The sequence below is a fragment of the Olivibacter domesticus genome (assembly GCF_900109575.1).
GTDB classification, from domain to species: Bacteria; Bacteroidota; Bacteroidia; order Sphingobacteriales; family Sphingobacteriaceae; genus Olivibacter; species Olivibacter domesticus.
On the sequence record NZ_FOAF01000008.1, the window covers coordinates 179,913 to 192,747 of the forward strand.

The 12,835-nt window shown below is 38.7% G+C and carries 12 protein-coding genes; 8 read left to right on the forward strand and 4 right to left on the reverse strand.

Annotated elements, in window-relative coordinates:
* Positions 1-83: 83 nt before the first annotated feature.
* Both BMY50_RS22130 and BMY50_RS22135 read left to right on the forward strand, forming a co-directional pair.
* Positions 84-1,820 carry a GMC family oxidoreductase gene (locus BMY50_RS22130; protein WP_093329229.1) on the forward strand — a complete coding sequence of 579 codons (1,737 nt, stop codon included), beginning with the start codon at positions 84-86 and terminating at the stop codon, positions 1,818-1,820.
* 7 nt (positions 1,821-1,827) lie between these two features.
* Entirely contained in the window at positions 1,828-2,460 is a 633-nt protein-coding gene (locus BMY50_RS22135) for a gluconate 2-dehydrogenase subunit 3 family protein (RefSeq protein ID WP_093329232.1), read from the forward strand.
* 331 nt (positions 2,461-2,791) lie between these two features.
* Here BMY50_RS22135 and BMY50_RS22140 read toward each other — a convergent pair whose 3' ends face one another.
* The gene (locus BMY50_RS22140) at positions 2,792-3,259 is read right to left on the reverse strand and encodes a cold-shock protein (RefSeq protein WP_093329235.1); all 468 of its coding nucleotides are present in this window, start codon (positions 3,257-3,259) and stop codon (positions 2,792-2,794) included.
* A gap of 273 nt (positions 3,260-3,532) precedes the next feature.
* Between BMY50_RS22140 and BMY50_RS22145 the strand changes: the two genes are divergently transcribed.
* Both BMY50_RS22145 and BMY50_RS28200 read left to right on the forward strand, forming a co-directional pair.
* Positions 3,533-4,234, forward strand: coding sequence for a hypothetical protein (locus BMY50_RS22145; protein ID WP_093329237.1), 702 nt, complete (start codon positions 3,533-3,535; stop codon positions 4,232-4,234).
* A gap of 97 nt (positions 4,235-4,331) precedes the next feature.
* On the forward strand, positions 4,332-4,493 hold the full coding sequence (locus BMY50_RS28200; RefSeq protein WP_162276651.1) for a hypothetical protein: 162 nt from the start codon (positions 4,332-4,334) through the stop codon (positions 4,491-4,493).
* 45 nt (positions 4,494-4,538) lie between these two features.
* Here the strand turns inward: BMY50_RS28200 and BMY50_RS22150 are convergent, their stop codons facing one another.
* Together BMY50_RS22150 and BMY50_RS22155 are read right to left on the reverse strand one after the other, a co-directional pair.
* A complete protein-coding gene (locus tag BMY50_RS22150; protein ID WP_093329240.1) occupies positions 4,539-6,827 on the reverse strand; it encodes a xanthine dehydrogenase family protein molybdopterin-binding subunit in 2,289 nt (762 codons plus the stop codon).
* A 28-nt stretch (positions 6,828-6,855) separates the two neighbouring features.
* Positions 6,856-7,314, reverse strand: coding sequence for a (2Fe-2S)-binding protein (locus BMY50_RS22155; protein ID WP_093329242.1), 459 nt, complete (start codon positions 7,312-7,314; stop codon positions 6,856-6,858).
* Between the two features lie 358 nt (positions 7,315-7,672).
* On the opposite strand from BMY50_RS22155, the gene BMY50_RS22160 reads away from it, so the two are divergent.
* The 4 genes from BMY50_RS22160 to BMY50_RS22175 all read left to right on the forward strand — a co-directional run bounded on the left by BMY50_RS22160 (position 7,673) and on the right by BMY50_RS22175 (position 11,692).
* Entirely contained in the window at positions 7,673-8,581 is a 909-nt protein-coding gene (locus BMY50_RS22160) for an ROK family protein (RefSeq protein ID WP_093329245.1), read from the forward strand.
* Positions 8,582-8,599: 18 nt separating this feature from the next.
* Complete coding sequence (locus BMY50_RS22165) at positions 8,600-9,922, forward strand: sugar porter family MFS transporter (RefSeq protein WP_093329247.1); 1,323 nt, start codon at positions 8,600-8,602, stop codon at positions 9,920-9,922.
* Between the two features lie 26 nt (positions 9,923-9,948).
* Positions 9,949-10,986 (forward strand): LacI family DNA-binding transcriptional regulator, encoded by a 1,038-nt coding sequence (locus tag BMY50_RS22170; protein ID WP_093329249.1) that lies wholly within the window; start codon positions 9,949-9,951, stop codon positions 10,984-10,986.
* 85 nt (positions 10,987-11,071) lie between these two features.
* Positions 11,072-11,692: a DUF1349 domain-containing protein gene (locus BMY50_RS22175; RefSeq protein ID WP_202907910.1), complete on the forward strand. Its 621-nt coding sequence runs from the start codon at positions 11,072-11,074 to the stop codon at positions 11,690-11,692.
* Between the two features lie 116 nt (positions 11,693-11,808).
* Here BMY50_RS22175 and BMY50_RS22180 read toward each other — a convergent pair whose 3' ends face one another.
* Positions 11,809-12,768, reverse strand: coding sequence for a GNAT family N-acetyltransferase (locus BMY50_RS22180; RefSeq protein ID WP_093329251.1), 960 nt, complete (start codon positions 12,766-12,768; stop codon positions 11,809-11,811).
* Between the last annotated feature and the right edge of the window lie 67 nt (positions 12,769-12,835).

Sequence of the window (12,835 nt, forward strand, 5' to 3'; positions counted from 1 at the left end):
CCAGTTAAGGGAAACATAGGGAAATACGACTATTTTAATTGTTAAAGGTGTTATTGACCAAAAACTAAACAACAAATAAACAGATGAAACACTTTGAAATACAGGAGGACGAACAAGTTTACGATGCTATTGTAGTGGGTTCGGGTGCAGGAGGAGGTATGGCAGGGTATGTGCTTGCTCATGCCGGACTTAAGGTTTTAATGTTAGAAGCGGGCCCTTTCTTTGATCCGGCCAAAGATGCTCTTCAATTGAGATGGCCTTGGGAATCTCCAAGACGTGGTGCATCAACAGTACGACCATTTGGAGATTTTGATGCTGCTTTTGGCGGATGGCAGTTAGAGGGTGAACCATATTCTACGGCTGACGGGACTGATTTTCAATGGTTTCGTGCACGCATGTTGGGAGGACGCACCAACCATTGGGGGCGTATTTCGTTGAGAATGGGGCCTGACGATTTTAAACCGACGGATGGTGTAACGGCTGAATGGCCAATTACCTATGATGAGGTAAAGCCTTTTTACGACAAAGTTGATCGCCTTATTGGTGTTTATGGTACGGTAGAAGGACTCAAAAATGAACCTGATGGTATATTTCTTAAACCGCCAAAGCCTAGACTAAATGAACTGTTTATTAAACGCGGAGCAAAAAAGGCGGGTGTTACCGTGATTCCTGGTAGAGGCTCGGTATTAACGGAAGCACTTCCGGGTGTAAAAGGGCGAGGAACATGTTTTTATTGTGGACAATGTGGACGGAGTTGTAAAGTGTACGCCGATTTTTCTTCTTCTTCTTGCTTGGTAATCCCCGCTATGAAAACAAATAACCTGAAGGTTATTGACAATGCTATGGTACGGGAGGTTTTAACGAATGATGAAGGCATAGCAACAGGCGTATCTTACGTGAATACGACCAATATGCAAGAGTATAGTGTCAGAGGGAAATTGGTTATTTTAGGAGCAAGTGCATGCGAATCGGCACGGCTTCTTCTTAATTCAAAATCAAGTGTGCATCCAGATGGCTTAGGTAACAGTAGCGGATTGGTAGGTAGGTATCTACATGACTCAACCGGATCTAGTATGTCGGGCTTTATTCCTGAGTTGATGGAACGAAAACGCTATAACGAAGATGGTACAGGGAGTGTCCATATTTATTCTCCTTGGTGGTTAGACAATAAAAAACTTGATTTTCCAAGAGGATATCATATTGAATATGGTGGCGGTTTGCATATGCCTTCATATGGTTACCTTGATTGGGTTCCTAAAGTTAATGGTGCTGTTGCAGGAAAGGATGGTAAAAAGAAGGAACAAGGGGGCTATGGAGTTTCATTAAAAAATGATTATCGACGTTTCTATGGTGCAAATGTCGGAATGGCTGGCAGAGGTACGGCTTTGGCACATAAAGACAATTACTGTGAAATAGATCCTGCTAAAGTGGATAAATTTGGTATTCCGGTATTGCGTTTTCACTATAAGTGGGGTAGAGAGGAAGTGGCACAGGCAAAACACATGCAAGAAACATTTCGATCTATCATGCATGAAATGGGAGCAATTATTACTTCACCTACCTATGGTGCAGATACTTCATATGGCTTAGAGGCACCCGGAAAAATAATTCATGAAGGAGGAACGGTAAGGATGGGTAATGACCCTAAAACATCGGTGGTCAATAAGTGGTGCCAATTGCATGATTGTAAAAATCTATTTGTGGTTGATGCTGCACCGTTTGTACAACAAGGAGACAAGAATTTGACGTGGACTATCCTTGCTTTATCCATGCGGACAGCAGAGCATATTTTAGAACAAAGAAGTAAACTAAACGTATAACAACGATATGAACAGAAGAGACACGATAAAGGTCCTCGGCCTTACAACGGTTGGCACTGGTTTATTATTAGAGTCGTGTGGGCCAGAGAATTCAAATAAACAAGTAGATAATGCAGCAGGTGAAGTTAAAAAGCTTGCTGGGGTACAAGAGTTTGAACATGAGCGAAATGCGAAGTTAAATAGCGAGCGTTTTTTTACCGATGCAGAAATGGCAACTATCACCCTTTTAGCAGACATTATTATCCCAAAAGATGATTTCTCAGAAAGTGCTTCGAAAGCAGGGGTGCCTGATTTTATCGAGTTTATGGTGAAAGATATTCCAGCTTATAAGTTGCCCATGCGCGGCGGACTAAAATGGCTTGATATACAATGTTTGAAGCGGTATAAACATGCTTTTATTGACTGCGATGAAAAGCAGCAACTAAGTATCTTGGATGAAATAGCTTATCCAGCGAAGGCCAAGCCCGAGATGCAACAAGGGGTGGCATTTTTTGATCTCATGCGTAACCTAACTGCTTCTGGTTTTTTCACAAGTGAAATAGGAGTTAAAGATATTGGTTATGTGGGTAATAGGCCCCAATTGTGGGAAGGGGTACCTGCAGATGTATTAAAACAATACGGATTCACAGAGGAATCTTAATCTTGGTGCTGAAATAAATGGCTGAAAATTAAGAGCGTGTATCAAGTTTATCATATCGATCAACACGAGATACACGCTCTCTTTGAACCTTAGAAACACCTTCCAACCGTGTGGTGTTTTCGTTCAAATCAGAATTTTACTATTCTAATGAATATCAAAGTGTACGCTGAAGAATCGAAGGGTAGGGGCACTTAATGATGAGACTGCTTCTCCAACTTTATATTTAGCAGATCCGTTAAAACGTTCTAAATTGTTATTGCGAAAGGAAAAGATAGGTTATAAAGAGAAGCAATCTCTTGGATCAAAAGCGACAAATGTCGCACATCAGAAGCTAGCCATTTTGATTTGCTTCTTTTTCTTTTACTATTTCAATCTCATAAGCTTGCAATCCTTTAGGGCTTTTCTGCACCTTAAAAGCAACTGCATCATCCAGTTTTATCTCTTTTGGAGCATCTGAAATCAGAAAGAAAACACGCTCACCATGATTTGTATTAATGAAACCATAACCTCTTTCGTCATTATAAAATTTCACTTTGCCCTGAATCAAATCATCTCCTTCAACCATTTTGGGAGTACTGATCATGATTTCTTCTAACTTAACGTTAGATTTTTTAACTTCTAATGGTTTCTGAGTGGTTATATTTCCATTCTCATCCACATAGGCTAACATATCCTCAAACGATTTTCCCTTATTAGAATTCGTGAGTCTATTTTCTTTTTTTAGCTCTTTTTCTTTCTTTTTCTGTTCACGTTTTTTGTTCTGTTCTTTTTTACGAAATGTTTCTTGGCTTCTACCCATATATTTTTTTAAAGTTTAAATTTTAAATCGACCTGGATTACAATGAAGGAAGACCTGAGAAAGGTAGGTCTGGAGACAGAGTAAGTATGGTTTTCATCAAAGATACAAAAAAATAATTAAGCAGGTGTTTAATTATCACGGACGAGCTTTTGGATAGAAGGAAAGTCGAATGGAAAAGACTGTCTTTCAATTGTAAATTCAGGGTATTCTGGGATGGTTTCTCATTCAAAAGCAAAATATCTTTGCATATATGATTTTCACAAAAAAAATAAAATGAAACGGAAATGTATTATTTTTCTAATGGCATTGATCGTTGGTGCCGTTATATTTGGGAATACTCCTAAAAGGCAAATGGCTAACCAGGAAATGCCTAAAGTGGAAGGATGGTTCTTCAGATCAGTAAGTGGCTATCCGGTCTCTATTGTTTTTGAACCAATTGCACTTTTTAAGAACGGTGATTATTTTGAAGTAGGAGAAGAACCGCTGGAAGAATTGGATATAGAAGTTTCTAAAATTAAAAAGCCCGAAGCGTGGGGAAGGTGGAACTTAACAAATGGAACTTACTTTCTTACCAATAGCAAAGGTAAAACGCACGGATATAAGTTAGGCGAAGGTAACTGGTTTCCCGCCTTTGGCTATGAAGATACATTCAAACTAAAACAACAATACGAACGTACCAGTGGAGGTGATTATGGTAATGGTACACAATCATTAGCCATCAGTAAGATTCGTTTCTTAGATGATAATCTGTTTACTGAGGGGCTGAATACCGGAATCGCTACACCGAATGCTGCTGCTTGGAAAAAAAGCGAGCATGCAGGTACCTATAAGATAAAGGGCCATACACTAATTCTCCACTATACTAATGGAAAAGAAATTCATCGATCTTTCGCAATAGGGGCCTCAGGCCGCCCCCCAAAACCTACCACTAACATGATCTTTATTGGGGGAGATGCATTTATTGATAATGAATAGAAATTGCTTTAAGGTAATTGTTTCTATTATAGTGATATAAGAACAAACCGCTTACTTGTTGGTTAAATTAATAGTAACAATTTAATAATAGCGGACTATGATCAATTATTTCATAATTGCTTTGGTGTTGACTGTTGTAATCGTCTCGCTAATTTTGTATCTGCGGAGAAATGCTAGGGACAAAAAATCCTTAGGAGAGGGGTTGAACAGTCAGGACATAAAACCGGGCAGGCATGATAAAGATGATCAGGATACGTAGTTTTAGTTTTGGCGAACCCCCACTTAATGTGGGTTTTTATATATTCTAACTAGTCAAATCAATAGGTAATTTATAAATACGCTTACCCGTAGCGGCGTAAATAGCGTTACATAACGCCGGAGTAAAGGGCGGAACAGGTGGTTCTCCTACGCCTGTTGGTTTTGCTTCACTGTCGATAATATGTACATGAATTTGCTTTGGAGATTCGGGCATTCTGATAATTTGGTAACCATCATAATTGTTTTGGACAACCCTGCCGTTTTTAACAGTGATTTCACTTTTCAGTGCTAAACTCGCTGAAAATTGTGCACCGCCCTCAAATTGTGATTTCACTCGATCAATATTCACGGCTGTTCCACAATCTACTGCATAATGGACATTGTGAATGCTGATTTTTTTGTTGCTATCTACAGAAACTTCTACAATACAAGCCACATAGGTTAAAAAGCTCCTATGAGCCGCAAATCCAAGTGCCGATCCGGAAGACAGCTTTTTGCCCCAGCCAGCTTCTTTTGCCACACGTTGGATAACATTCTTCATCCGTGCTGTTTCCCATGGGTAGTCTGAAATATTTTCGCCATAGTTTGTATAAGTACCATTTACCATCTCTTCATTAAAGGTAATGCTTCGGTCATCACCTAATAATTCCAGTGCTTGGGCTATTGGGTCCATCTTGCGAGCTTCTGCTATCTCATCGAGCATCGTGCCGATCGCAAACACCTGAGGTATGTTGCGTACAGATCTGAGCCAACCAATACGTAGATGTGCTTTAGCATCATGGGTTTCTACTTTTATAGACGGGACATTGTATGGGAAATCAGTTGCTCCTTGGCCTAACTCACCATCTGCTGCTTGTAATACAGCTGCATCAAAAGTAGCACTAATTGAAGGATAGGCGATATGGTGGTTCCAACCACTCAATTTATTGTCTTGATCTATTGTAGCCACTATTCTTTGCACGCTTAAAGCATGAAAAAAGTCGTGGTGGAGATCATCTTCTCTGGTCCATTGTACTTTAATAGGCAATCCAGATTCTTTGGCAAGTATCGCAGCTTCTACGATAAAATCTGGCTTAGATTTTCTTCCAAAACCACCACCCAATAGCGTTACGTTAACTTTTACCTTTTCGGCATTTATACCGAGCGCACTAGCAACAGCGTCTCTAGCGCCTTGTGGATGCTGGGTAGGCGCCCAAATCTCACAGCTTCCATTCTTTATTACCGCTAAGGCATTAGGCGGTTCTACGGTAGCGTGAGCTAAATAAGGCGCAATATAAGTGTGTTCAATTAATTGTTTGGCACCCGCTTTTGCCTTATTGAAATCGCCACGATTTCTTCTCAATGTTCCACTTTTTTGTACTTCTTGCGTCAATTCTTCCAGCTGTTTAGTTGAATCATATTGAGCATTAGGTCCTAAATCCCATTCTACTTCGAGCGCATCGCGCCCTTTAATAGCAGCCCAGGTATTTTCAGCAATTACCGCTACACCGCTTAAAGGCTTTTCGATCGTAGGTGGAATGTCTCCTCCTTTAATCGGGATAACTTTTATTACACCAGGTATGCTGAGTGTTTTCTTATCATCAAATGATTTTACTTTTCCACCCAAGGTCGGACAGCGTTTTATTACCGCTATTTTCATGTTTTCTACTACAGCATCGATACCAAAAATGGCTTTACCACTAACAATATCATGCAGGTCTATAATAGGCGTTTGATGGCCTATCATATTAAATTGAGTTCGATCTTTGAGCTTTATATCTTTTAGGGCTGGGATGGGTGAATTTTTTGCAGTTTCTACCAGCTCCCCGAAGCCGATTGATTTATTTGATGTTTTATGAATTACCTGGCTATTCTCCGTATCACATTCTGTTATAGGTACATCCCACTTTTGGGCAGCAGCTTGTATGAGTAGTAGTTTCGCTATGGCTCCTGCTTCACGCATGGGTTTATAGAACATTCTGACAGAAAAAGAACCGTCTGTATTCTGACTTCCATAGGTCTTTTCATCTCCTTCTGCCTGAATAATACGTACTTTACTCCAGTTGGCTCCCAGCTCATCTGCAACAATAAGGGGAAGGGAAGTGCGGATACCTTGTCCCATTTCTGATCGATGCGCAATAATGACGACCTCGCCATCAGACGTAATTCTTAGGTATACATTAGGAGCTAAAGTGGAGATTTTCTTTCCTTTTTCATTGCAACTGAAGAAATTTATACCAAGTACCAATCCGCCGGTTAACATTCCACCGATTTTTATGAAATCTCTTCTGGATGCTTTAAACACTTGCGAACTTACATCTTTTGACTTTTTTTGAAAAGGTGCTAGAATATTCATGGAATCAACAATCTTTTAAGTAAATGTGTTAACTTTCGGCGGCTACGCTGAGAATAGCTTCTTTAATACGGTTGTATGTCCCGCATCGGCAAAGATTACCTTGCATCGCTTGTTCAATTTCTTGTTCGGATGGAGAAGAATTGCTTTTTAAAAGTGCTACAGCATTCATAATCTGGCCGGTTTGGCAATAACCACATTGCGGAACAACATATTTTTCCCAAGCTTGCTGGACGGGGTGATTGCCTTCTTCTGATATCCCTTCGATAGTGGTAATCTTACCTTTTCCTACAGCTGAAATGGGAAAACTACATGATCGGATAGCCGTATCATCTAAATTGACTGTACATGCACCGCAAAGCGCCTTGCCACAACCAAACTTTGTACCTTTCATAGCTAGTACATCTCGTAAAACCCATAACAATGGCATGTCATCCATCACGTCCACTTCATGCGTTTTACCATTTACTTGAATAGAATATTTTGCCATGTTGTTTTAAGATTGTTTGTTTAGTTCTTATTAATTTATATATAGCAAAGATGACTTTTAGTGAAGCATTGGAAACTTGTTTGTTGCCTTAAAAATAGGAAAAATCTATAAACAAACTTATAGAAAATATCTAAATATTATCTTATAAAGGGTACTAATAAATTACGAAGCATATAGAACACGCTCAGCGTAGGAAAAAGATTCGAATGTTGAACCTGAATACCGTCTTTTTATTCTTTTCAAGCATCTTTTGTGGCTATTGAAAGTCATTTGTAAAAATATTTCCTAAATCGGTTTAGGTTTATTAGTTTTGATTGCTAATAAATTATAAATGATAATTATATTATAGAATAACACGATGCAGACAATCCCTAATCCGTTAAATGAAGAAGTTGTCATCGCGGCAGATATTGGCGGTTCCCACATTACGGTTGCGCCGGTAAATCTTTCGTCAGCCGAAATAGTTCATGAAAAACCATTCCGAACGCGTGTAAACAGTAAAGCATCGAAAGATGAAATTTTGAACACATGGCTAAATGCGCTGGAAACGGTTTTTTGCTCTTTGCCGCAGAGACCTACAAAACTTGCTTTAGCTATGCCAGGCCCTTTTGATTATGAGAAGGGTATTGCTTACATTCAAGGACTGGATAAATATGAAAGCTTGTATGGCGCAAATATTAAAGATGAATTGGTAACTATATTAAATATTCCATCTAGTCATGTCTTATTTAGAAATGACGCAGAGGCCTTTTTGCATGGAGAAGTAGCTACAGGACTTGTCGATATTAGCGAACGTGTTCTAGGGTTAACCTTAGGTACGGGGATGGGAGCTGCTTTCAGTCACGAAGGAAAAACAGCAGATCTTAATTTAGGAAGCGAGCCTTATCAAACAAGTATTGCAGATGATTTTTTTACTACCCGCTGGTTCATAAAAAGATATAATGAATTAAGTGGAACAACAGTGGATGGTGTTGAAACGTTAACAAGAATGGCAGGGAATAATAAAATTGCCGACCTTATTTTTGAAGAATATGCTTATTGTTTGACAAGCTTTTTAGCTCCTTATATCAAAAGGGAAAAAGTAGATACGTTAGTTTTTGGTGGTAATATTTCAAAAGCACATCAATTATTTTTGCCTCAATTGAGTGCCATGTTAGCTGCTCAGGAAATTGTGCCAAAGGTTAAGTTAGCTTTACAGGGGGAACAATCTGCCATTATTGGAGCGGCTTTCTTATTTAAAGATTTAGAGCCAGTTAAACATAAATAACCATTTATTAATTGAATTATGATAACATATCCAACACGTATTGCACTCATCGCAGCCCTTGGAGGGTTCCTTTTTGGTTTTGAAACAGCCGTTATATCGGGAGCAGAGCGAACAATTCAAGATTTTTGGAACTTAGATGCCTTTTGGCTGGGCTTTACGGTTGCTGCCAGCTTAATCGGAACGGTACTCGGTTCATTAATCATTGGATCTCCTGCGCAACATTATGGTAGAAAGAAGGTTCTATTAGTAATTGCGCTGTTTTATCTGCTATCAGCGGTGGGTTGCGCAGTCGTGCAACAATGGTTGCTTTTTGTGATATTTCGGTTTTTAGGTGGAGTAGCAGTAGGCGCTTCTTCCGTTGTAGGCCCCATGTATATTGCAGAGATATCTCCCGCAAAAAGCAGGGGGCGTTTAGCTGGTATGTTTCAACTTAATATCGTTGCAGGTATCCTCATTGCTTATTTGACTAATTATTTATTGTCGGGGTATGGCGGTGATGACTCTTGGCGCTACATGCTTGGTATAATGGCGCTGCCGGCAATAGTGTTTTTTATATTATTGCAGTTTATTCCAGAAAGCCCACGTTGGTTGGTCTTGAATGGTAAAGATAAGGAAGCGGAAGTTGTTTTTGAACGACTGGGAGAGCCTGGCGCTGCAACATTGATTAAGGAAGAACATGCATTGGCAGCGGCTGGAGTGAAGGAGCGTCTGTTCAATGGCGAGTATAATAAGCCTATTTTCTATGCAATTTTATTGGCTATGTTTAATCAGCTTTCTGGTATAAATGCCATTTTATATTATGCGCCAAGAATATTTGAAATGGCTGGGTTTAATAAGGCAGATGCGTTTCAACAGTCTGTATATATTGGGCTCGCCAATTTTCTTTTTACAGCGATAGCAATGACTGTTATAGATAAATTCGGACGTAAACGTCTACTATTAACGGGCGCAGCTGGAATGGTGGTGTTCTTGACTCTTACAGCTATTTCATTTAGTAACCCTCATCAGGCAGATCAAACAGTAATTTTTTATTTAATTGGCTTTATTGCTTTTTTTGCGTTTTCACAAGGTGCTGTCATTTGGGTGTTTATTTCAGAAATATTTCCAAATTCAGTACGCTCACAGGGCGGTTCATTAGGAAGTTTTACCCATTGGATTATGGCAGCGATTATCTCTTGGTTGTTTCCAATCATTGTAGAAGGTAGTGAGCGAGGGGGCTTTTACTCTTTTATTTTTTATGGAATAATGATGTTAATCTCCTTCTTATTTATATGGAAAGTGATGCCCGAAACCAAGGGAAAAAGTCTTGAGCAGATACAAAAAGAATTAGGTATTAAATAAAGCGCTTCATTTTGTTTAACTAATTAATGGCAAAAAAGAAAATAACTATTGGAGACATCGCAAAAGCTTTAGGTGTCTCCAAAACAACTGTTTCTTTTGTGTTGAACGGCAAGGCACGCAAAATCCAAATTAGCCAGGAACTCGAAAAACGTGTACTTGATTATATTCAACAAGTAGGTTATATACCGAATCAATATGCGCAAGGTTTACGAAGTGGTAAGACCAGAATAATAGGCATGTTAGTGGAGGATATTTCAGACTCTTTTTTTTCGGCTATTGCTCGCCAAATAGAAGAGAAAGCATATAAAATGGGTTACAAGATCGTTTACAGTAGTACCGAAAATAATACAGAAAAAGCCAAAGAAATGCTGGAGGTTTACAAAAATAGCAGAGTAGATGGCTACATTATTGCACCACCACCAGCCATAGAGAACGAGATTAACGAGTTGATCAAAGATGGATTTCCTGTTGTATTATTTGATCGAACCCTTCCCGGCTTATATACGGACAATATAATAGTCGATAATTTTAATAGCGTATACGAAGCCATGACGCATTTTGTATCAAATGGTTTTAAAAATATCGCTTTTATCACCTTATCTTCTGATCAAGTACAAATGTTGGAACGTGAGCGAGGTTATCTTCAGACGATGTCTGAAATAGGAGCACCCTATATCATTAAACGGATTAAATACCATGATGATAAATTACATAGTATCCAGGAAATAGAAACCTTTTTAACTTCTCATAGGCATATAGATGCTGTCTTTTTCGCTACAAACTATATAGCAGAAAATGGCTTAGAGGCTATTCGGAATTTGAAATTAACTATTCCTGACGATTTGGGAGTAATTGTTTTTGATGATAATAATATGTTTAGATTATTTAGTCCTTCTATCACCGCCATTTCCCAACCTATTAATGAAATTGCCAGTAATTCTATCTCGCTAATTTTGGATAAACTCACAAATAAATTAGCTAGTCACGATCAATCAGTAAACATCATTTTGAAAAACACGCTAGTGATAAGAGAATCTTCCCAAAAAAAGCAAAGAACTAAATAAATTATGCGGAAATTAATATATCCTCGATTCGTTTGTTTTCGTAAAAAAATATTTTTTTTTGTAAAAAAGCAATACAATATCTTTCATGAAAAAAACGAATTTACTCGCAATCCTACTGATAGGAACAATTTTTAATACGAAGGCACAGACAAAAGCTGTTATGAAGTGGTTTAATGAACCAAAGGTTTGGTCTAATGAGGAAAATCGTATTTCATTTACTGTTGAACCGAATACGGATTTTTGGCAAATAACCCATTATGGTTTTAAACGAGATAACGGCCCTTTTTACTTTGCTGAACAAAATGGTGATTTTAAAGCAAGTGTTAAGGTTACCGGCGCGTATACTGAATTATTTCATCAAGCTGGTTTAATGATTAGAACAGATGAAAAAAACTGGATCAAAACCGGTATTGAATATGTGGATGGGGTGCAAAATGTAAGTGCGGTTGTGACACGTGAGGTATCTGACTGGTCTGTAGTACCGCGCGATGATAGCCCCAAAAGCATTTGGATTACCTTGTTACGAAAAGGTGATTATGTGCAGATAGAATACTCTTTTGATAACAAGGATTTTAAAATGCTTCGTTTAGCCTACTTTAAACAAGGAGGAAAGGTTCAAATAGGACCTGTTGCTGCTGCACCTGGTAAGAAGCCTTTTAATGTAATTTTTGAAGATTTTAAAATTGAATCAATAAAGGATCAATAACTGAGTGGAACACCTTAATTGATAAACGATTTGATTTATAAGTGCAACAATGGGTGATAGGCTAATTTATATGCTAAAAAACCCATTGTTGTTTCGTTCCCACCCAAATTTACACGCTACTTCGTCGGCGGTCGGTCGAAATCTTTAAAAGCGTCGTACGTTTGAATATATCTGTTCTTTTTCGCTTCGTAGATATCGTCTAATGTTAGTAAAATTCCCGTTTCTTCTACTTTACCAAATTCATCATTCGCCGCTGTCCCGAGGGTTTTCATGGTGGCACTTAAATTCATATAAGAATTAATTAAAGGGGGTATGTTTTCTCCTTTATTCCGTACCCACCAGTTAAGTGTGTGATAACCTTCTTTATAGGTCAGATCTTTCCACATCGCATCATAAGGTGCCAACTCCTCTTGGCTGATGAGTGGTTCGATAGGCACTACTAATCCAATGTCGTCTGGGAAATAATGATGCATAAATGAAAGAAGCATGTTCCTGGCCTCCATATTATAACTGGGATACATAGTTACCTTCCCGAAAAGATATTTTATATCAGGATTCATCGCCACTATTGCCCCTAAGCCATCCCATAAATTATCTAAAGAATAAATGCCCTTTCGAGCCGAATCATTTGTTCCTTGATACTTTGGCTGTACAAATGAGCGGCCAAGTTCTAAGGTATGGGGGAGGTACTCTTTCTGAAATGTTTTAGATATGTTGAATAAGTGAGTTGTTGCGGTTAGCACTTCGCCTTGTTCATTTCGTTCGGCATCAATACATTTCAATAAGCGATACCCTGCAATGATTTCCCGCGCCTCAGGATCCCACACAATTAACTGACTATATGGATGAGTAGAGGTGTCAAATTCATCTATATCTACTTCTTTACCCGTGCCACCACCAGCCTCCCTGAAAGTTAATTCCCTTAAACGTCCAATCTCTAACATCACATTCGGGGCCTCCTTATGAGTAATTAGATATATATGATTTTCATTCTTACTAGTATGCCGTATAAACCTGCTCGGAGTCAGTTCGTCCTGAATGAGTTGAGGGTCAACGGCTGGTATCAATTCTGTCATACTATTTGATCGTACTTTTTCTTTTTTTTATCTTAAAACCCCGTTAATTTATTAAACGTTGTTTTTC

Coding starts and splice junctions, on each gene's coding strand:
- BMY50_RS22165 (WP_093329247.1), top strand. CDS start 8,600: ATGATAACATATCCAACACGTATTGCACTCATCGCAGCCCTTGGAGGG.
- BMY50_RS22145 (WP_093329237.1), top strand. CDS start 3,533: ATGAAACGGAAATGTATTATTTTTCTAATGGCATTGATCGTTGGTGCC.
- BMY50_RS22150 (WP_093329240.1), bottom strand. CDS start 6,827: ATGAATATTCTAGCACCTTTTCAAAAAAAGTCAAAAGATGTAAGTTCG.
- BMY50_RS22170 (WP_093329249.1), top strand. CDS start 9,949: ATGGCAAAAAAGAAAATAACTATTGGAGACATCGCAAAAGCTTTAGGT.
- BMY50_RS22130 (WP_093329229.1), top strand. CDS start 84: ATGAAACACTTTGAAATACAGGAGGACGAACAAGTTTACGATGCTATT.
- BMY50_RS22160 (WP_093329245.1), top strand. CDS start 7,673: ATGCAGACAATCCCTAATCCGTTAAATGAAGAAGTTGTCATCGCGGCA.
- BMY50_RS22155 (WP_093329242.1), bottom strand. CDS start 7,314: ATGGCAAAATATTCTATTCAAGTAAATGGTAAAACGCATGAAGTGGAC.
- BMY50_RS28200 (WP_162276651.1), top strand. CDS start 4,332: ATGATCAATTATTTCATAATTGCTTTGGTGTTGACTGTTGTAATCGTC.
- BMY50_RS22175 (WP_202907910.1), top strand. CDS start 11,072: ATGAAAAAAACGAATTTACTCGCAATCCTACTGATAGGAACAATTTTT.
- BMY50_RS22135 (WP_093329232.1), top strand. CDS start 1,828: ATGAACAGAAGAGACACGATAAAGGTCCTCGGCCTTACAACGGTTGGC.
- BMY50_RS22180 (WP_093329251.1), bottom strand. CDS start 12,768: ATGACAGAATTGATACCAGCCGTTGACCCTCAACTCATTCAGGACGAA.
- BMY50_RS22140 (WP_093329235.1), bottom strand. CDS start 3,259: ATGGGTAGAAGCCAAGAAACATTTCGTAAAAAAGAACAGAACAAAAAA.